Source organism: Arthrobacter sp. FW306-2-2C-D06B (assembly GCF_021789175.1).
GTDB lineage: Bacteria > Actinomycetota > Actinomycetes > Actinomycetales > Micrococcaceae > Arthrobacter.
Map to the genome: position 1 here is coordinate 534,749 of NZ_CP084560.1, position 18,387 is coordinate 553,135.

Here is an 18,387-nt window from a genome sequence, read left to right on the forward strand (position 1 = left end):
AGGCGGCGCCGGGCGGAGTCAGAAGGGTACGACGACGGCGGGCGGGCCGCGTCTGCTGTCTTGCCTGAGGTTCCGCCACGGGCGGGGGATGAATACGGCAGATGCGCTGAACGCAACAGCTGAGCTGCCGGCGTCGGGCCTGAAGATCAGGCGGATGAGCTGCAGGAGGGGACGGAGCCAGGCCTCGAGCTGCCATAGCGCCTGCTCGCCCTTGGCAAGGAGCAATGCCGAAGCGGCAGTGGCGAGGGCGTGCCCGGTCAGCATCAACCAGCTGAGGGGAGTGTCGACCTCGTGAAAATGCATTGTTTCAGCGCCCAGCGGCGGGGAGAAGTGCTCGGCCGCCAAGTGGTGTGCCGACGACCCCGGAGCCGGAACGGTGAGCGGACCGAAGGCCGTGAAGGCTTCGTGCAGGACCAGCTGGCCGGCTCCCAGAAGTGCGGCAATGACCGGGAACCCGAGTCTGAACCGGGTGGCAAGAGTGGTGACGAGCCCGGCCAATGCGAGGACGGCCAGCAGGACGGGCGCGACGGGAAGCGCTCCGCCGGAGAGGACGTGGGCCCCTGCCGCGAGGGCAACAATGGCGACTGCAAGAGCGCCAGAACGCATGGCATGGAAGGGCGTCCGGGCATGCGATGCGCGCACGGGTTCCTCCCTCGATAGCGTTCAAGTGGGTGATAGACCGTCCAGTTACGGCTGGTCAACCCCGACATTCTATCGGTGGTTCGTCGCTGCGCTGCCGTCGGATGGGCCGTGTGACAAGCCCTGTTCGAAATCGTCTTCCATGGCAAGAACCATGGCGAGCGCCGGGATCACACACTGGATGACCGCCGGTGGAACGGTGTAGTGGGTGTCCGCCTCGACGAGGCCAAGATCGGCGAGTCTGGTCAGTTCGCGCCGTGCCCGCATCGCCTCGAACGCGAGCAGGACCTCGTCCGTCGAATCGATCTCTGCCGCGCTCTTGATTTCCTCCACGCTGACGGGCTCTGCAGTGGTTCCCTTCAATAGGACCCTGGCTAGGGTTGCATTGTCCCGTGGACCTTCCTCCCACATGCTGCCCGAATCCATCACGGTACTTGCAAGGAATACCGTGAGGAACTCGCGCCGGATCTGAAGCCTCGAATCGAGGTCCTGGGAGTTCCACGATTCGGCGCCTGCGCCGGGGGAGGCACGCGTCGACCCGATCGACAGGGCATCGATGTCCACCAGCGCAGCCCAGATTTCACGCAGCACGGGAACTTCGTGCATGGAGCCGACTTCAAGTGACTCCGCATCAACTTCGCCCTCCGAGAGAGGCCCTTTCCCGGTCTTTTTCCCTCTGGCTTTCACTCCTACCGCTCCGGCCGCACCTTCAATGTCTTTCAGCCGGAGCACGCCAGTGCTGGTGACGTCCTTTCCGGATCCAATCCACTCCAGCAGACGTCCGGTCAACTGGAGGACGGGGAGTTCCTGGAACGCCCGGTCCTGCTCTTCGTCGGAAAGTTCGGGAATGTCGTCAGGAAGACCCAATTCCCCGGAAGCTTCTTCGGTGAGGAGCATGTGAAGGACGAAGTAGTCCTCCTCGGTCCCCGACCAGCGGCCAGTTTCAAAGAGGAATTCAGCGTAAAGGTGCAAGTAATCGAAGATCTCGACAAGCGCCTCATCGCTGTCAGACTCGTCAAGCATGCCGGCAAGGGCAAGGGCTGCGTCGTCCAAGCTGTCGGGGTCGAACCAGGTTGCGGAGCTTTCTTCGCTGATCGCGTGGCTTGCCGAGATGAAAAGTTTGACTATGTGCAAGCATCGAAGGGCGTCTTCGGCGTCACTGAATCTTTCGTACCAGTGAACGAAATCCGGGGTGAAGGAGTCGGCCACTCCTTCGTTCCGAGCGCACAGCTACTGCATCGACGTTACCCGACGCAGTACGCGGGAATCACGCAGTGATCGCCGGACCGTCTTCGGAGGGCTTGCCTGCCGGGCCTTTGCCGGCTTCGCCTTTGCTCGCTGGCCCCTCGCTCTTTGGCGCTTCGTCTGCCGAACCCGGCGCGGCATCCGAAAAGCTGCGTGCCGCCCGCGAACCCGCGATGGTGCTCGCCCCGATGCTGATGAGGGCACCGAGGATCATGGCTGCGGCTTCTCCCGGTTCCAGCAAGTGCAATTGGGAGCCGATAGTGGCGGCGGCAACCGGTACTCCCAATTGGGACGAGGCCAGCACCGCGAGCGGAAGGGGCTGCCCGAGAGCCCGGAGGCTTCCATGGACCAGCAGCGTTCCAAATCCAAGGCAGATCCCGAGGAGGATCATTCTCGGGCTGCCCGCGAGGGTCCGCAGGTCAAGAGATGCGCCCAGCCAGACGAAGAACACCGGCCCCAGGAAACCGTCGCTCACGGCGAAAAGCTGATGGGCCAGGCGACGGGGTTCGCCAACCGCGGAGACCACCAGGCCGAAGGAGAACCCGGCCAGCATGATCGAGACGTGGCCCAGGACCGCGAGCCCGGAAAGCGCGAAGAGCAAGGCCAGTTGGATCCGCAGTTCCAACGCGAACTTCCGGTCCTCGGACATGTCATGCAACCGTCCGCGGTTGCCGCTGTTCTCCAGCCAGCGAAGCACAAAGAACAAGACCAGCGCGCAAGCCGCGACGACGGCAGCCCCCACCGCCGCCCGGCCAGCGTTAGGCGGGTCGACGGCTAACGGAAGCGCCACGATGCAAGCGATGTCAGCGATCGCCACTTGCGCCGTCGTCGTCAGGACCTTCGGCCCTGTCAGCCGAAGCGAGTCGACGATCGGCAAGACCAGCGCTGCGGAGGAGGACGCGAGCAGCACGATGTAAAGGGGAGCATGTCCGGTGCCGAAGGCGAAAGCGATGACGACTCCGACGACGGCGGCCAGCACCGCGGCGATCCCGGCGCGCAGGGCGCCGCTACCCAGGGCGGGACGGATGGCTTTGTCCCGGACGGGGACATGCGTCCCGGCAACGAACATGATGAGGGCAAACCCGACGTCGGCTACGAAGGTGAAGGTGGGATCCGAGGAGTCCACCAGTCCCAGACCCGTGCGTCCGATGACTATGCCCGCCAGCAACTGTCCAAGCACAACGGGAAGGTGCCACTTCCGGGGCAGGGCCAGAAGCGGACCGAGCAGCGCGACTGCGGCGATCAGCGCAAGCTGAAAGAACGACACGTTGCTCCTTCTCCGGGCATGACGGTTGGCCTGTGGTGGTTACCGGGGCGCATCAGCCAGTTTCAGGGGAATGTCCGTATTCTCGTCGGTGTAGTAGCTTGCGCACACCCGGTGATAGCCGTCGGCTACCTGCGCGGGCATGCCTGTGGCCAGGTCTCCCCGGACCATCAGGATGGGCGAGAGCTTCTTGCCCTCCTTGATCTTCTTCAGGTCCGAGGCCACGTGGGCGTTATCTTCCGGAAGCAACGCAAGGCGGGCGGCCCGGAGGATGTCCTTGGCCTTGCGGTGTTGGATGGGCGCGTCTTTGAGGGCGGCGACAACAGAGGCCACAACGTGGTCGGATTCCAGGAGGGAAAGGTAGTCTGCGGCGCTCGGATAGTCCTGGTCCTCGGGCTCCGGCAACCAGCGGACTTCGCCTTTGTTATCGTCAGGCATGCGTTGTACTCCTTGGCCAGCGGTATCGGCTTGCAAACGTAGGCGGCGCCGGACGGGGGACCTTGGAAAGATCCGTGCCGGGACGTCGTCGTCGTAATTCAAGGGCGAGGCTTTCTTGACCGCGTGCCATCGCCCAATGGTGATTCGCGGCAAAAGCGGGCTTGAGCAGCCAGCTTAGCCGCCGGAGCAGCGGTTTCGACGCGCTGACCCGCCAGTCATAGGTGACCACCGTCTCCGGGCCGTCCTGTTCGAAAGTCCACCGCCCGGTACCACGCAGGTCACCGCTGGCTGCGATCGCGAAACCTCGCTCCGTGATGGGCTCGGTGACCGTGAACCTCCAGCGAAGCGTGTAAGGCAGCCAACCTTTGGTGTGCAGCGAGAAGGCTTTTCCCGTACCGTCGGCATTTCCCGGATCCAGCGGAACAACCCTCAGATACACCGAAGGCCACCAGCGGGGCAGCGTTGCCGCGTCGCCCAAAATATCCATGACCTCATGCGGGGTCCCCGCGACGCGCCAGACAGTGAGGAACTCGTAGTCGGCTTTGCTCTTGGAAGTGCCGCCCATTGCTGCCTCCAGGGCGCGGATGGATAGTGGACTCACAGTACTCATGCCATTGCACACGGTCAACGGCCCGGCTTCGGGGTGCCTGCGGGCCGGTTACTCCCGGACGGTCACCGTCAGCCGTTGGATGTCGTTGTTACCCATTCCTTGATAGTTCCACTCCGGCGTTTCCGGCTGGGTCTGCCCGGTGGAATCCGTCGCACGGCAGGCCAGTTCGTGGGATCCCGGTGTTGCGATCCACGTGAATGTCCACCCGCGCCACGCATGCCTGCCGGTCGGGGCCTGAAGGTGGGCCTGCTCCCAGACCCCGTCCACACAGACTTCCATGCTGTCCACGGTTCCCTTCCCGGACCAGGCCCGGCCGCTCAGCTGGACCGGTCCCGCGTTCACGGTGCGGTGCCGCGTAAAGAAATCGGGAACGCCGGGAGGAACCATGAGGGAACGGACTTTGATCCGCTGGACGGGCTCGCCTGGATCGTCGGCGTCTTGGGTATAGCGGTAGGAGTCGAGCTGTTGGTAACCGTCGAAGCTGTGGTCAATCGCCTCAATGGACTGCAGCCATTTGACGCTCGTCATCCCGTACCAGCCCGGGACGAGCAAGCGGACTGGGTAGCCATGTTGCGGTGGCAGGGCTTGGCCGTTGACCTCATAGGCGAGCAGGACGTCGTCGGACATCGCTTCCGGGAGCGTCAGGCTGCGCGCGTACTGATGCTCCACACCGCCCTGGATCCCGCGGTCCGCGCCCGTGAAGACGAGCTCGACGGCGTCGGGTGAGACGCCGGCGTCGAGCAGCAACGGAGCGAGTGGGGTACCGGTCCACTCGGCGGTGCCCACTCCGCCCTGGTCCCATGGCTGGCTCACGGGCCGCGGTTCCAGCCGCGAGCGGCCGTTGCCGGCGCACTCCATCGTGACGGCGTGGGTGCGGCGCTCGCGGTGCTGGAGGTCAGGCAGGGTGTACTCGTGCGGATGGTCCACGAGGCCGCCGATATTCAGCCGCCACGAGACGGGATCGATCTGGGGAACGTCGAAATGGACCAGGAGATAGTGCATGCCCAGCGGTGTGACGGGCCATCGGAGCATCTCCAACGGCATGGCGTGGTTGCGCGAAGCGAGTTGCAGTTCTTCACGGGTGATGGGACCGGTTGTTGGAGTCGCCGGTGCGGTTGTTTCTGTCGGAGCAGCGGGGGCGGTGGGGGCCGGGGTGGCAACAGCGGCGCCTTCCGCTGTGCGGCGGGTGTTGACGCTCATGCTCCCAGTATGGGCGCCCGGGGCGGTGGTGTCACTGGAATTTGCCCTGGGCAACGGGCGCTGGTCCCGGTAGCCGGGCTTTCGGCGACGTGGGCGCGCTCCGGTCCGGCGTCGGGCTGTTGGGAAAGTATTCTTGGTCTTTGGCGCTTGCGCTCCTGGACAAAGCCAGATGGAAGAAGGAGAGCCTCCGTGAAGATTCGAGCCCCACGACTCGACGTGAGTGGCGTTCTCCTTGTTTGGGCGCTGATCTTCGGGCTTTGGCAACCTTTTATTTGGTGGCGGGGGATTGTCGCTGCCGTATGTTTGATCGTCGCCCTGTGGGGTTTTGTTGCTTGGTACCGGCGTCGTTCTACGCAGGGGCGTTAGCGTGCATAATTGCAGTTCGGCTGGCGTTATCTGTTCTTGAAGAAGATGACCCGCATTTCTCCCGCCAGTAGCGGAGCGCAGAGTTGTCGAGTTCGCCGCAACGCGCCGTGCGCGCTCAGGAATCGAGCTCGGCTCTCGATATCGCGAGAGATTCGGCGAGCTGTGCCCGTGTTTCCCGATCTGCTGCCACATAGCGTTCACGCGAGTCGGGGTCCGTGATCTCCGGTTCGAGGGGTTATGCCACACAAAGCAGGCCCTCAAGTTGGAGCATATTAGCCATTAGCTAATATTGATCGGTCTATTAGCCATTGCGCACTAGAGTCAGATAGAGCACTGCGATCGCCGACAGCGTCCAGCTCGCAAGACTACCGACGAGAAACTCCTCCGCTTTGGAGCCTGAGCCGCGGTCTTCCGAAATTTCTGGGAAGCGAACGATTCCCTTCGCTGCTGCAAGTGCGGCGATAATTTGTGGGGCGCCCGCGAAAGCGAGGACCACAATGAGAAGGCGCTCAATCGGCCCGATGAGGCGGCCCCCCTTTAGTGAAGAGCCAGGTTTAGGTTTTTCGCCGGGACGTATGCTGGCTACTCGGCTGCTTCGGATATACAGCTCCCACTTGCTGAGCGGTTCAGCTCCGACCGGGTCCACCTTGCCTCTGCCGGCACTTCCTTGGGCTGCGTCTTCTTGGTGGGCACGACCGAGAGCTGCAAGTGTGACTAAATTGGCACTCTGAACCAGGAAGATGGCTACCGCCCCGGCACTGATAACGGTTTCAAGGGAAATGGACGATGCGGATTTCAGAGCGATCAACGAATAGGCATCAAGAAGGAAACCTGCTGATACTCCAGCGGTGCGGTCGTAAGCGGTGATTCCAAAAACAAGGACGAACAGCACGATGACCGGCCAAAGCCGGGGAGTGGGGAAACTTGGACTGCCGTCAGGGGACCGTGCTGGTGGTTTTGAAGGAGACATGGCCAGCGTCCAGCCAAAGGCAAGCGCCGCGCATGCGAGAACGGCTGCTGCGCACATACCGAACCCACTAATCACTAGCACCGATATGGCCACCAGGAACAACAACCGGGCTACGAGAGAACGACCCAGGCGAACAGCGCCCACGAGATCCACCAGACCAACCATAAGGAGAAGGGTGGGCCCGATCATTGCAATTGACCTTTCCGTAGTTCCTGATGCGCCGCCAAGAGCGCCGCTCCCCCCGAACGTCGAAGACTTTGCGACACCGCGGATTGCGTTACCCCCTCCTGACGGGCAAGTTCTGTTTGTGAGTATCCGAGCAGAGTGCCCGCAGTTAGTCGGCGATCGCGTGGGCGCATCGAACTGATCGATGCGTCCCGGAGCAGCAGGAAGCCGTTGACGAGCGCCACTGTCCCCGATTCGCCTTCATTATTCGTCACGAACCAGGAGCGTAGGTAAGGCGCGGTCCCATGCTCGCGGCGATGTGTTTCCTCGATTGCCTCTCGCGCGTTCCACCAAGCTGACCCGTCCTGAATGGTGCCGGGAGCCCACTCATCGACGTCGACCGTTTCGCCGCGCCCCAGGCCGAATCTGCAGTCCACGCCTTCGGGAAGCGCGAGGCGTACCAACGAGGTCGTTAGCAGTGCGTCGCCAAGGGTGAAGAATATGGCTTGGAACTCGTCTCCCACAGTAGGCCAGAGCGAACGGCGCGTGGGGCGCCCATGGGATGCCCACTCGAAAGCTTCCCGGATGGAACGCTGCGCGCCAACACGGTCCTTGAGCTCTCGAGACTTCACAATGTCCACTATGAGTGCAACCACTGACTCCGACATGCCATAAGCATATAGCTTATTTCGAACGAAATATAAGTTCGAGGGCGTTCCTGAATCGAGGACCGGTGCGCTCCTTTTGATCCTTCAAGGACGCCTCGATGCGTCCTCGCTCGCCGGATCGATGGCGAACACCACTCGACCACATAGCCCAGTGGTAGTTTGCGGTTATGGCAAATGCCCTCGCGTGGTTCTCACAGTCCGGTGTGGTGCAAGGAATTATTCTCGGTGCCGTGCTGGCGTTCTTGACGGCGATCCTCGTGATGAACGCCGTGGGCAGGGCGGTCACGACGACTGTCAACGGTTGGAGTGCCATCCGCAAATGCGGCCAGCCCGGCAACGGAGTCCTCGTGCGGGCCGCCTGCGCCAAGGCCCTGCCCGTCGTCAATGTGTTTGAAGAAGCCGCGTACTGGACGACCACGGTGGATGGTTCAGGGCAAACGCTGAGCGGCGGGCACGGATACGTCCTGCATTTTCCAGCCGGGCAGCTCCCTCCCAATGACGCCTTCTGGTCGCTCACTCCGACCGATACCGTCGGGTACATGGTGGACAATCCCACTAACCGCCACAGCGTCGGTGACCGTTCCCATCTCGCGCAGAACGCCGATGGTTCTGTCGAGATCTATCTCCAACATGAGGCTCCGGACGGGCACGAGCAGAATTGGCTGCCAATTCCTTCCGGGAAGTTCAAGCTGATGTTCCGCGTGTATCTGCCTGGCGCGGCGATTCTCGACGGCACGTACCAATTGCCTCGCATTGTCAGGGCGCAGTGAGATGAACCGCCTCATCTTGAAATACGGACGTCCGCTTACGGCTGTCATTCTGGCGGTTTTCGCCTGGGTCATCTACCGGCGGATCGCCAACGGGGACGGGATCATTCCACTCGTCATAGCGGCACTCATCGTCTGGGGGCTCGGCGCGCCCGCGTTCATCTACCTCTGGCCGCGACTCACGGTCAATGGATACAAGAGGGCGATCCTCAAGCATGGATTCGGCGACGGCCCCATCCCCGTCAACACGCTTTACGCCGTGCCCGGCACCTCTTCGCCGTCGACGTCGCGCGGGAGCCTCATCGCAACCGGGGCCGACGATTTGCTCTACGTCGGCGGTTGGCTTGATGTGAGCGAGGGGCCGCAAGTCCTGCACGTACCGGACATGGCCGGGCGTTACTTCAGCGTGCAGTTCACCGACCCGTCGAAGAGCACAAATTTTGCCTACGTCGGCAAACGGACAACGGGAACCAACGCCGGTGACTATGTCCTCAGCGGGCCCGTCTGGAAGGGAACCGTACCAAACGGCATGACGCGGATTTCTTCGCCAAGCCATTCCGCGCTCGTCATTGGCCGTGTCTTCGTAGAAAGCGACAGTGATCTTCCGACCGCTTACGCGCTTGCGAAGCAAATACAACTCGCGCCGCTGAAACGGTAGCGGTCGCCGTCTGGGTGGAAGTCCGGTGCGGCACGTACGCGGGTACATGCAGCACATTCAGGAACCGGAGCACTCCTCTTCGGTGGGTGCCTCGCGGTCGGTGTGGAGGTTCGCGATCAACCGACGCAGGAGGCGCTCCAGTTCCTGGATCTCGGCATCCGTGAGGTTAGCCGTCGTGACCTTTTCGAGGTCTTCCCAGACCGTTGAGACCCGTCGATGAAGGGCGCGTCCTGCCGAAGTCAGTGTGACCAGGGTGACGCGGCGATCGGTTACGGACCGTGTCCGCTCCACGAAACCTGCTTTCTCCATGCGGGCGAGCATCTTCGCCGTGGTCGGCGGCTCCACGCCCAACCATCGGGTGAGGCTGGCCTGTGATTGCGCAGGCTGATCAAAGAGACGCATGACCAGCAACTCCTGGCCGGCGCTAAGGCCCGTGCCCCGGAGCAGCTCCTGCGACATCGCCCGATGCGCACGCGCGAGGGTCGGAATCAGTGGGCCAATAACGCCGTCGACCTCGGCAGTGAAGTCGGCGGGCCTCCCCTTGGTGGGCACCGTCGGAATATTCATTAGCCGGCTTCCGTTCTTATTGATTGTCCGACTAGTCCAGAGGAGAACATCATGTCGACAAGTTTTCCACTATCCACAGGCGCCCCTTTGATCGCCGTGATCGGCGGTACGGGTAACCAGGGCGGCTCCGTCATCGACGCGCTGCTGACGAAAGGTGCACGGGTGCGTACCCTCGTTCGTGATCCGGACAAACCGGCCGCGCAGGCGCTGGCGGATCGGGGAGTCGAGTTGATCGTAGGCGACTTCACCGACTCCGCGTCGCTCGGCGCCCTGTTTGACGGGGTGGATGCCGCGTTCGCGATGACCACCCCGCTCCCGAGCGGCACCGAGCAGGAGGCGGCGACCGGGATCGTGATAGCCGACGCCGCGGCCCGGGCGGGTGTCCCGCACCTCGTGTTCAGCTCCGTCGGTGGCGCCGAGCGCGAATCGGGCGTTCCGCATTTCGAAAGCAAACGCCGCGTCGAAGAGCACATCGAATCCCTAGGCATCCATCACACCTTCCTCCGCCCTGTCCTCTTCATGGATAACCTGTCCGGATTCACGACCAGCGTCGAGAACGGCCAGGTGGTCGTCCGGATGGCCCTTCCCGACGGCATTCCGCTGCAGATGGTCGCCGTTCGCGACATCGGCCGGGCCGCCGCGGCCATTTTGCTCGGCGGAACCGCCGTCGAGGGCAGCAGTGTGGAGGTCGCCGGCGACATGCTCACCGGCTCGCAGATCGCCACCGCCATCGGCGCGTACGCGGGCCTTCCCGCGCGGTACGAGGCCCTGCCTCTCGAGGCCATCGCCGCATTCGGCGACACCGCCGAAATGTTCCGCTGGTTTGCCGAAACGCCCGCGTTCCAGGCCGATTTCGAGGCGACCCGCGCGCTCGTACCCGATGCCCTTGACCTCCGCGCCTGGCTTGCCTCGTCAGACTGGCATCCGGGCGCGTGACCAGATGCCGGGTTATCGGCGGAAGGTGAGGTGGACGATGCCGCTTTCGGCGGTCTCTGACGTGACCGTGTAGTCGCTTTCCAGACCCCGGAGATCGTCCCAAAGCCGTATTCCACTACCGAGCAGGATCGGTGTGATCGCGACGTGCAGCTGATCGACAAGTCCGGCCCTGAGGTAGTCGCGCACAACGGTAGGGCCGCCTCCGATACGCACATCCTTTTCACCCGCCGCACTGAGTGCTCTTTCAAGTACTTCTTCCGGGCTGGCACTTACGAAGTTGAAAGTCGTACCGCCGGCCATCGAGATGGCAGGGCGGGGCGTGTGAGTGAGGACGTACACGGGGACGCGGAACGGAGGCTCGTCGCCCCACCAGCCCTTCCAGTCCGGATCGTCCGGGAAGTTGTGGAACCCGAACATGCCGGCACCCATAATCTCCGCTCCGATGCCTTCGAAGTAGGCCGCTGCGTATTTGTCGTCGACGCCGGTCGTTCCTTCTCCGCTCGTGTCATGCAAGACCCGCTCACGGAACGTGCGTGTGGACGTATATGCCTCGACCAGGCGGCCCCAATCCGAGCCAAAGGGATTCTCCGGAGTTGCGTCGGTGGTCGTGGCGAAACCATCCAGCGAGATATTCAGGTCAACTCGAACAGCCATGTGAAGGTCCCCTCAGATCAGTGGTTGCGTTATGCAATCACCATACTGGTACCGAGATCATCATCAAGGAGGAATTAAGGGATCCGCGGTTTGAGAACGTGGTCAACGCAGCGGCTGGGCGCCCGGCCGGTTGCAGCCTTGATCGCGCGGTTCAGCCGGCTCCAGGCCGGCATATCGGCAAACGCGTGGCCTCGACACACGCTCGGCGGATCCGCCTTTGCCTTCAATGGCGTCCATGCAAGAATCGCAGCTAAGCCGCTTATTGTCGGCCGAAAAAGGCCGACTCAGGGGGCATTACTTTATGGGCACATGGGATTCATCCGTCTTTGGCAACGACGACGCGGCGGATTTTTCGTTCGAATTCGATGACGCCGACACGGTAGCCGAGGTTGCGCCGATCATCGAAAACGCACTGGACGCCGTGCTCAACTCGACGCTCGACCTGGAGGCCCCGGATGGTGCGACCGGGCTGGCAGCTGCTGCACTCGTTGTCGCGTGGAATGAACCGGGGCTGCTAGGGAACGACGCCGCCTATGCCCCGGCGCCTTGGCCACGAACGACCGAGCCCCTGCCTCGAAATCTGCACACGAAAGCCGCGGCCGTGCTTGACCGTGTGAAAAACGCCGAAGGAAATGAACTGGCTCAACTGTGGGCGGAATCGGGAGAAATCGCCGAGTTCAACGCGGAAATTGCCCGCTGGCGCTCACGCCTGGCATGAGGCATCCGATCTATGAATAGGCATTTTGGCGCGCTCATTCTGATCACTGTTTTTGCTGTAGCCGGCTGTACATATACAGATTCAGGGGGAGAGCCGCCCCAGCCGAGAACATCAGGTTCAGCCGCGACCACTGCCACACCGAACAGCGTGCCTAGGACGGTCCAGGGCAACTTCCAGTCGCAAGCTGCCAACACTAGGGGCACAGCCACCATACGCGTGACGGATTCCGGAGCAACTCTGGAACTGAAAGACTTTGCAACCGAAAACAGCAAAGACCTCCGGGTGTTCCTCAGCCCTGGGACTCTGAGTCCCGGCGCGAATGGCAAACTCGGCCTGACATCGACCGTTATGTATGAGCTGGGTGCTCTGAAAAGTAGCCAAGGAGACCAACAATACGAAATAGGCAGCCAACAGTGGGCCAACACGCCCGCCATCGGCAGTGTTGTGATCTACGACTACTCGGCCCGGCTAGCCTACGGAGCGGCCAACCTAAGATGAAGCCTTCGACATTCGCGGTATCCAGCAGCGCACAGCGTCGCGGTAGTGCCGGAATTCTTCGCCGAACCGTTCCTCCAGGTCAGATTCCTCGAGCGGCCTGACAACGTAATTCCACACCAGCGAGCCAACGACGGCGTAGGTCACCACGAGCCATGACTGCAGGATGACACCGACTGCCGCCCCCTGGAGGATGCCCGCGGCCGCCATAGGATTTCGGATCCAGCGATACGGACCTGCGATGACCAGACGGTTCGGCATTGCCGATGGCAGCGGCGTGCCGTGTCCCAGCGTCGACATCGCTACAGCCGCCGAGATGCCAAGGGCGCTGGCGAGTACCAGAACCGCGATACCGACAGGAGCGGCAAACGACGGAAACGGGAGTGCCACCGCCCAGCGCGCTTCGAGAAACGCAACGGCGAACGGAATCGCCGCCAGGAAGAAGCCCCAGAAGAGGACAATTTGCCCGAACGTTGAGGCCACGTGGCTTGCGGCGGTCGGGCGGGGGACTGCGGGACGGAATGCGAACGGACCGCGGATGATCCACGCGGTCGGCACACGCCCGAGCAAGACAAGGCAGAGCGCGATCAGCGAACCCGCAGTCGCAGCGCCCATGCCGAGTACGCCCCAGCCCGCTTCGGTTGTGACGGTGGCGTACGCCGTCAGTGCGACGGCGACAACACCCGTCCAGCCTGTACTCACCACCGCAGCGGCCTTAACACCAAACGCCGCCACGGCCGACGCCGCGACGAACAAAGGAATGTCGAGGACAGCAACCGCAACCGGGTCGAGGTTACCCAGAGTTGAATCGCGCACCACCGGCGATAGGAAAACCGCAGCCCACCACAAGAAACCGGCAACCGCCTGCGCGGCGAAATATACTCGGCCCCACGAAACGGCTTCGCCCCGCCGAATCAAGGGCGACACCGGCTCAACGCAAACATCAGCAGCCCCCATCGAAGACAATTTTGGCTCAGCCTACCCAATTCGAACCCTGCATCCGTCTTCACAGCCGACCGCCGCAGGACCACTGAACCCCCAAACCCCCGCAAGATCCCTTCACGGCTACAATGAGACATATGCCGGACATCGAGCGTTGGCCCACCGGAAGGTTGCTGTCTACAGCGGCCCGGCTGGTGGAACACGCTTGGGACGAGAATCTCAGGGCGATCGGCCTGACCCACGCCGGCGTCATCGCGCTGGAGGTTCTTGCAGCCACCGGCCCTATCACCCAGACCACGCTGGCGCAGATCGTGCGCGTGCAGGCCCAGACCATGGGGCAGACCCTCAGCAGGCTCGAGGCCCACGGCCACGTAAGCCGGCGTCGAAGTTCGGAAGACCGCCGGGTGCACGTCGTTTCGCTGACCGACGCCGGCAGGGAAGCGCTTGAGCGGGCGGTCGAATCGGAACAACAGGTCCTTGCCCAAGTGTCCATCGATACGTCGATGTTCAGGCAGGAATTGAAAACAGTCGTGCGCGAGCTGGCAAACGGACAAGCACCGGGGGCAGACAGTGCCAGCGCCGCATTAGCCTCCGCGGCGCTGGAAGACTAGTCCGAGGAAACGTCGACGGCGGTCCGCTCATCGGGCGTAGGACCCCCACCGCGCGCGGAGCGCTCGCCGCGCGCAGCCAACTCATCCAGTACCGCGTCGTACCAGGACTTGACCCCGAACTCAGGCTTCCCGACGTCGAGCAGCCTGAAGAGGGCGTCGGCCAAAAAATTGAGCTCCGCAACGGACAACTTCGCAAGCCCCTGGATTGGGTCCAGTTCACCCTCCAGGCATGAGGTGAGTAGCGCGTTCACAGCGCGGCTCCAGGCGTGGGGGCAGACGCGCAAGAAGCGTTGGAAGAGAGGGGTGTCCGGCGGGTCATGGGGTCGCTCCATGGAAAGAGATCCGAGGGCCGCTGCATAACCCACCCTGATAATATCGACACGCCGAGGCGCGCGGCAAGCGCGCCGCGCTGCCCAAATCCGGCATCCACACAGCCTAAATGGCGCGCTCAGTCCCTCCTGCGTCGCCGGGCAAGCCAAACCACCACGGCCAGGACAGCGCCGGCGCAAAGCACCGGGCCGAAGCGGCGCACCAGCACCGGCCAAACGGCCGAGCCCAGATCCAATTCCGACGATGGCGCGAACGGCGCGGACAGAGGTGCAGGTGCGGCCGCGGCCGCAGGTACAGGCGCCCCCGGCGGCTCGACCACCTGCGCTGCAGAACGCGCAGCGGGCCTGACAGCCGCAGGCTCCCCAGACTCCGCCGCCCCGGGCTCCCCGGGCTCCACCGCCACTCCGACGTCGGGCTCTGTATCCTCTTCAGCCCCGCCTCCCGCCTTCCCGATCACGCACTGGACGAACTGCTCCAGCAACTTGTCCGAGATGTCCTGGATGACGCCCCGCCCGAATTGGGCCGGTTTGCCGGTGACGTTCATGTCCGTGGTCACGTCCACGGAGGTGCCGTCGCCGTCGGGCGTCAGCACTGCAGTCACCGTGGCGCCCGCGGTACCGTTACCTCGCTTGTCCTTCCCGGTGGCCGAAATGACCACCGTGTGCGTCTCCTGGTTGCGCTCGAGGAATTCACCTGTGCCGGTGTAGATCATGGCGATCGGCCCGAGTTTGACCTTGACGGTTCCGGTGAACTGCTCGTCGCTCACGGACGTGAGGGTCGCTCCCGGGAAACAGGGCGCGATGTCTTCCAGTTGGTTGAAGGAATGCCAGGTGTCCTCCAGCGAACTGGGAACCACGAAGTGATGTTTGAGTTCCACGTCTGCCTCCCGTCCGGCATCCAGTCCTGATGTGACACAGGTTACTCCTCGCAGAAGGCGAGCGCCCTAGCTCGGCTCGAGTTCGTACCCCGCATCCTCGTGGTCCGGTTCAACTGTGGGTTCGTGGTGGATCCGGGCCTCCATGGTGCTCAATCGTCCGCCGCCGCCACCCCAGTGCAAGGCAATGATTTCGGCGGCGATGGAGATGGCTGTTTCCTCGGGGGTGCGGGATCCCAGGTCCAGGCCGATCGGGCTGGAGAGCCTGGCCAATTCGGCCTCGCTCAGGCCCGTTTCGCGCAGCCGTTCCAGCCGGTCGTGGTGCGTGCGCCGGGATCCCATCGCCCCCACATAGGCCACGTTGTGGCGCAGCGCCAACTCCAGCAGCGGCACGTCGAATTTCGGATCATGCGTCAGCACGCAGATGACGGTGCGCTCATCGACTTGGCCGGCATTGATCTGCGCCTGCAGATAACGGTGCGGCCATTCCACCACCACCTCGTCCGCCTGCGGGAACCGGGCAGCCGTTGCGAAAACCGCGCGGGCGTCGCAGACCGTGACCCGGTAGCCCAGGAAGGTGCCCTGTTTGGCGACGGCGGCGGCAAAGTCAATCGCGCCGAACACCAGCATCCGCGGCTGCGGGGCGAAACTGAGGGCAAAAACGCGCATGCCCTCGCCGCGCCGCTGACCGTCCGGTCCGTACATGAGGGTGGCGTTGCGGCCCGCGGCCAGCAGGCCCTGGACGTCGTCGGATACCGCATGGTCGGCGCGCTCGCTGCCGAGGGAGCCCGCGAACCCATCAGGGCGAACCACCAGGTGGCCGCCCAGCCAGGCCGGATCGGGGTGTTCGATCACGGTGACCACGGCAACCGGGCGGCCGGCACCGACGTCGTCCGCTACCTGCGCCAGTTCCGGGAAGGTCTCGGTGGAGACCGGCTCCACAAAGATGTCCAGGATCCCGCCGCAGGTCAGGCCAACCTCGAACGCGGCGTCGTCACTGATACCGTAGCGCTGGAGCACCGGCTTGCCGGACTCCACCACCTTGGTGGCCAGTTCATAGAGCGCTCCTTCGACGCACCCGCCGGACACCGAACCGACTGCGCTGCCGTCGGCGTCGACCATCATGGCGGCTCCTGCCGGCCGCGGTGCGGAGCGGAAGGTGCGCACCACCGTTCCGAGTCCTACTGTGTGGCCGGCCGCCATGGCGGCGACCAGATCGTCCAAGACCTCACGCATTGGCAACCACCACCACCAACAACTCCTCGAAACTCTGCAATGAGCGCCCCTATAAAGAAGTCAACGTGCCGCAGGAACGCCCTGATTCCCTGTTGCAGGGAGCGCATTGGCGGGGCTGCGGCCCCGCTGGACTATCCTCCGATGTACGACATCTCGATCTTGTGTGCCGCGGCTTCTTTAGGGGCGCGGGCACCGTCTTGGGGTGTGTGGGCGCCGCGCAGTTCCGAATAGCGGTCCGTCCGGCCGCCCCACAGGGCGGACAACGCCGTCGAAAGCTCGACGTCGGACGCGCCGCCCCTCAGGAGTGCCCTCAGGTCCGTGCCGGTTGTGGCAAAAAGACACGTGAACAGCTTCCCGTCGGCGGAGAGCCGGGCACGGGTGCAGCCGCGGCAAAAGGCTTGGGTCACGCTGGAAATGACTCCGATTTCGCCGCTGCCGTCCGCGTAGCGCCAGCGATCCGAGGTTTCGCCAGGGTAGTTGGGCGCCGCGGGTTCCAGTGGGAACACCGCGCCGATGCGGGCCAGGATCTCGGCTGAGGGCACCACTTCATCCATTTTCCAGCCGTTGGACGTACCGACGTCCATGTACTCGATGAACCGCAGAATGAAGCCGGACCCCTTGAAGTGGGTGGCCATGGGAAGAATGTCCTGCTCGTTCGTGCCGCGTTTGACCACCATGTTGATCTTCACCGGCCCTAGTCCGGCGGCCTGGGCAACCTCCGCGGCGTGAAGGACCTTCTCCACGGGATAGCCGACGTCGTTCATGGCCTGGAAGGTCTCCTCCCGGAGGGAGTCCAGCGAGACCGTGACCCGGTTCAGCCCGGCATCCTTGAGTGCTTGCGCCTTCTGCGCGAGGACCGAGCCGTTCGTCGTCATGGCCAGGTCCGGAGCCAGCCCGTCAGGAGTGCGCAGCCGGGCCAGCATCCGGACCAATTCCTCGATGTCCTTCCGCAGCAAGGGTTCCCCGCCGGTCAGCCGGATCTTCCGCACCCCGTGCCCGACTGCGATCGACGCCAGCCTGGTGATTTCCTCAAACGTCAGCAGCTGGTCCCGGGGCATGAAAACGAAGTCCCGCCCGAAAATCTCCTTGGGCATGCAGTAGACGCAACGGAAATTGCACCTGTCCGTGACGGAAATCCGCAGGTCCCTCAGGGGCCGATGGAAGGTGTCGGTAATGGAATTGGCGTCCATGCAGCGCCCTCTCAACGCGGTAGTTAGTGCCAACCGCTTGTGCCTCTCCCAGCGTATGCCCGGTCCCTGGCGCCCACAATGGAGGAGGCCGAACGACGGCGGTACCGGACTCAGCCGATAGGCTCCGCCATCTGCTCCACAACATACTGGGCGTCCACCGACGTGCCGGTCGTTGGATCGGTCATTTCCACCCTCCAGCTGCGGGCAAACTGGTCAACCCCATGTTTCATAGCGACCGTGCCTGATATGAGGACGGTGCCCGGCTGGTTCAGGCCGCGTTCGGCCAGGACCGCCAGCCAGTAGTCCGGGCTGAGGAGCGCCTCCAGCGAACTGTCCTGGATCAGCGTGTCCGGCGTTTCGCCGTCGCCAACCCAGCCCTTGAGCGTAATGGTGTCCAAATGGTCGCGCACATCATCCAGGCGCCAGGCTTTGCGTCCCAACACATCCGGGCTGGCGTTCTTGCTCCACGCCACGCCGTGGACCTCGAGTTCGCGGTCCGTGTGGTCGCAGGCCACGGTCAGGAGCACGTCCTCATCAGTGATCACGAGCGCCCATTCCGCTTCACCCGAGGTCCGGCCGTGCTGGACGCGGACTTCCGAGACCTGCTGGGCCAAGTATGGCGACACAGGGTACAGCGCGGGCGTGGTTGCGGGTCCGGGAACGCCAAGTTCGGCCAGTTCGGCGATGTGGGCCTGCACTTCTTCCTGCTCGCGTCCTGCGTAGCCGGCGTTCAGGAGGTGTTTGACCTGGACGTTCCTCGTGGTGCCATCGGGAAGTTCAAAGCTCAGAGTCGTCATTTTCTGTCCATCCTTTGCGTGTCCTACTGGAGAAATTTTTCAGATCG

Annotated in this window: 22 protein-coding genes; 6 read left to right on the forward strand and 16 right to left on the reverse strand. The window is 63.4% G+C overall.

Annotated features, from left to right (window positions below):
- Nucleotides 1-18: 18 nt before the first annotated feature.
- The 8 genes from LFT47_RS02695 to LFT47_RS02730 form a co-directional block, all read right to left on the reverse strand.
- Nucleotides 19-642, reverse strand: coding sequence for a hypothetical protein (locus LFT47_RS02695; RefSeq protein ID WP_236814941.1), 624 nt, complete (start codon nt 640-642; stop codon nt 19-21).
- Nucleotides 643-711: 69 nt separating this feature from the next.
- Nucleotides 712-1,848, reverse strand: a complete 1,137-nt coding sequence (locus LFT47_RS02700) for a hypothetical protein (protein ID WP_236814943.1) — start codon at nt 1,846-1,848, stop codon at nt 712-714.
- A gap of 58 nt (nt 1,849-1,906) precedes the next feature.
- Nucleotides 1,907-3,151, reverse strand: a complete 1,245-nt coding sequence (locus tag LFT47_RS02705; protein ID WP_236814945.1) for a cation:proton antiporter — start codon at nt 3,149-3,151, stop codon at nt 1,907-1,909.
- Between the two features lie 39 nt (nt 3,152-3,190).
- Nucleotides 3,191-3,586: a hypothetical protein gene (locus tag LFT47_RS02710; RefSeq protein ID WP_236814947.1), complete on the reverse strand. Its 396-nt coding sequence runs from the start codon at nt 3,584-3,586 to the stop codon at nt 3,191-3,193.
- Nucleotides 3,579-4,151: an SRPBCC family protein gene (locus LFT47_RS02715; protein ID WP_236818284.1), complete on the reverse strand. Its 573-nt coding sequence runs from the start codon at nt 4,149-4,151 to the stop codon at nt 3,579-3,581. The genes LFT47_RS02710 and LFT47_RS02715 overlap by 8 nt, the downstream gene beginning before the upstream one ends.
- Before the next feature lie 93 nt (nt 4,152-4,244).
- Nucleotides 4,245-5,396 carry a sulfite oxidase gene (locus LFT47_RS02720; protein ID WP_236814949.1) on the reverse strand — a complete coding sequence of 384 codons (1,152 nt, stop codon included), beginning with the start codon at nt 5,394-5,396 and terminating at the stop codon, nt 4,245-4,247.
- 667 nt (nt 5,397-6,063) lie between these two features.
- Nucleotides 6,064-6,921, reverse strand: a complete 858-nt coding sequence (locus LFT47_RS02725; protein WP_236814951.1) for a hypothetical protein — start codon at nt 6,919-6,921, stop codon at nt 6,064-6,066.
- A complete protein-coding gene (locus tag LFT47_RS02730; protein WP_236814953.1) occupies nt 6,918-7,565 on the reverse strand; it encodes a SatD family protein in 648 nt (215 codons plus the stop codon). The genes LFT47_RS02725 and LFT47_RS02730 overlap by 4 nt, the downstream gene beginning before the upstream one ends.
- Nucleotides 7,566-7,732: 167 nt before the next feature.
- Here LFT47_RS02730 and LFT47_RS02735 point away from each other — a divergent pair, with 167 nt between their 5' ends.
- Complete coding sequence (locus LFT47_RS02735; protein WP_236814955.1) at nt 7,733-8,335, forward strand: DUF1214 domain-containing protein; 603 nt, start codon at nt 7,733-7,735, stop codon at nt 8,333-8,335.
- 1 nt (nt 8,336) lies between these two features.
- Nucleotides 8,337-8,990, forward strand: a complete 654-nt coding sequence (locus LFT47_RS02740; protein ID WP_236814956.1) for a DUF1254 domain-containing protein — start codon at nt 8,337-8,339, stop codon at nt 8,988-8,990.
- Between the two features lie 57 nt (nt 8,991-9,047).
- Here LFT47_RS02740 and LFT47_RS02745 read toward each other — a convergent pair whose 3' ends face one another.
- Nucleotides 9,048-9,557 carry a MarR family winged helix-turn-helix transcriptional regulator gene (locus tag LFT47_RS02745; RefSeq protein ID WP_236814958.1) on the reverse strand — a complete coding sequence of 170 codons (510 nt, stop codon included), beginning with the start codon at nt 9,555-9,557 and terminating at the stop codon, nt 9,048-9,050.
- A gap of 51 nt (nt 9,558-9,608) precedes the next feature.
- Between LFT47_RS02745 and LFT47_RS02750 the strand changes: the two genes are divergently transcribed.
- On the forward strand, nt 9,609-10,493 hold the full coding sequence (locus tag LFT47_RS02750) for an NmrA/HSCARG family protein (RefSeq protein ID WP_236814960.1): 885 nt from the start codon (nt 9,609-9,611) through the stop codon (nt 10,491-10,493).
- 12 nt (nt 10,494-10,505) lie between these two features.
- On the opposite strand, the gene LFT47_RS02755 is transcribed toward LFT47_RS02750, so the two are convergent.
- Nucleotides 10,506-11,147, reverse strand: a complete 642-nt coding sequence (locus tag LFT47_RS02755) for a dihydrofolate reductase family protein (protein ID WP_236814962.1) — start codon at nt 11,145-11,147, stop codon at nt 10,506-10,508.
- Between the two features lie 235 nt (nt 11,148-11,382).
- Between LFT47_RS02755 and LFT47_RS02760 the strand changes: the two genes are divergently transcribed.
- Complete coding sequence (locus tag LFT47_RS02760) at nt 11,383-11,865, forward strand: DUF4259 domain-containing protein (RefSeq protein WP_236814963.1); 483 nt, start codon at nt 11,383-11,385, stop codon at nt 11,863-11,865.
- Between the two features lie 12 nt (nt 11,866-11,877).
- Nucleotides 11,878-12,363, forward strand: coding sequence for a DM13 domain-containing protein (locus LFT47_RS02765; protein WP_236814965.1), 486 nt, complete (start codon nt 11,878-11,880; stop codon nt 12,361-12,363).
- Here LFT47_RS02765 and LFT47_RS02770 read toward each other — a convergent pair.
- Nucleotides 12,355-13,176: a methyltransferase family protein gene (locus LFT47_RS02770; protein WP_236814967.1), complete on the reverse strand. Its 822-nt coding sequence runs from the start codon at nt 13,174-13,176 to the stop codon at nt 12,355-12,357. The genes LFT47_RS02765 and LFT47_RS02770 overlap by 9 nt on opposite strands.
- A 263-nt stretch (nt 13,177-13,439) precedes the next feature.
- Here LFT47_RS02770 and LFT47_RS02775 point away from each other — a divergent pair, with 263 nt between their 5' ends.
- The gene (locus tag LFT47_RS02775) at nt 13,440-13,913 is read left to right on the forward strand and encodes a MarR family winged helix-turn-helix transcriptional regulator (RefSeq protein ID WP_236814969.1); all 474 of its coding nucleotides are present in this window, start codon (nt 13,440-13,442) and stop codon (nt 13,911-13,913) included.
- On the opposite strand, the gene LFT47_RS02780 is transcribed toward LFT47_RS02775, so the two are convergent.
- From LFT47_RS02780 to LFT47_RS02800, 5 genes are all read right to left on the reverse strand, one after another.
- Nucleotides 13,910-14,164, reverse strand: coding sequence for a hypothetical protein (locus LFT47_RS02780; RefSeq protein ID WP_236814971.1), 255 nt, complete (start codon nt 14,162-14,164; stop codon nt 13,910-13,912). The genes LFT47_RS02775 and LFT47_RS02780 overlap by 4 nt on opposite strands.
- A gap of 197 nt (nt 14,165-14,361) precedes the next feature.
- Nucleotides 14,362-15,120, reverse strand: a complete 759-nt coding sequence (locus LFT47_RS02785) for an SRPBCC family protein (RefSeq protein ID WP_236814972.1) — start codon at nt 15,118-15,120, stop codon at nt 14,362-14,364.
- Between the two features lie 66 nt (nt 15,121-15,186).
- The gene (locus LFT47_RS02790; RefSeq protein WP_236814974.1) at nt 15,187-16,353 is read right to left on the reverse strand and encodes an XdhC family protein; all 1,167 of its coding nucleotides are present in this window, start codon (nt 16,351-16,353) and stop codon (nt 15,187-15,189) included.
- A 131-nt stretch (nt 16,354-16,484) separates the two neighbouring features.
- Nucleotides 16,485-17,543: a GTP 3',8-cyclase MoaA gene (gene moaA / locus LFT47_RS02795; protein WP_236814976.1), complete on the reverse strand. Its 1,059-nt coding sequence runs from the start codon at nt 17,541-17,543 to the stop codon at nt 16,485-16,487.
- A 110-nt stretch (nt 17,544-17,653) separates the two neighbouring features.
- On the reverse strand, nt 17,654-18,340 hold the full coding sequence (locus LFT47_RS02800; RefSeq protein ID WP_236814978.1) for a DUF2848 domain-containing protein: 687 nt from the start codon (nt 18,338-18,340) through the stop codon (nt 17,654-17,656).
- Between the last annotated feature and the right edge of the window lie 47 nt (nt 18,341-18,387).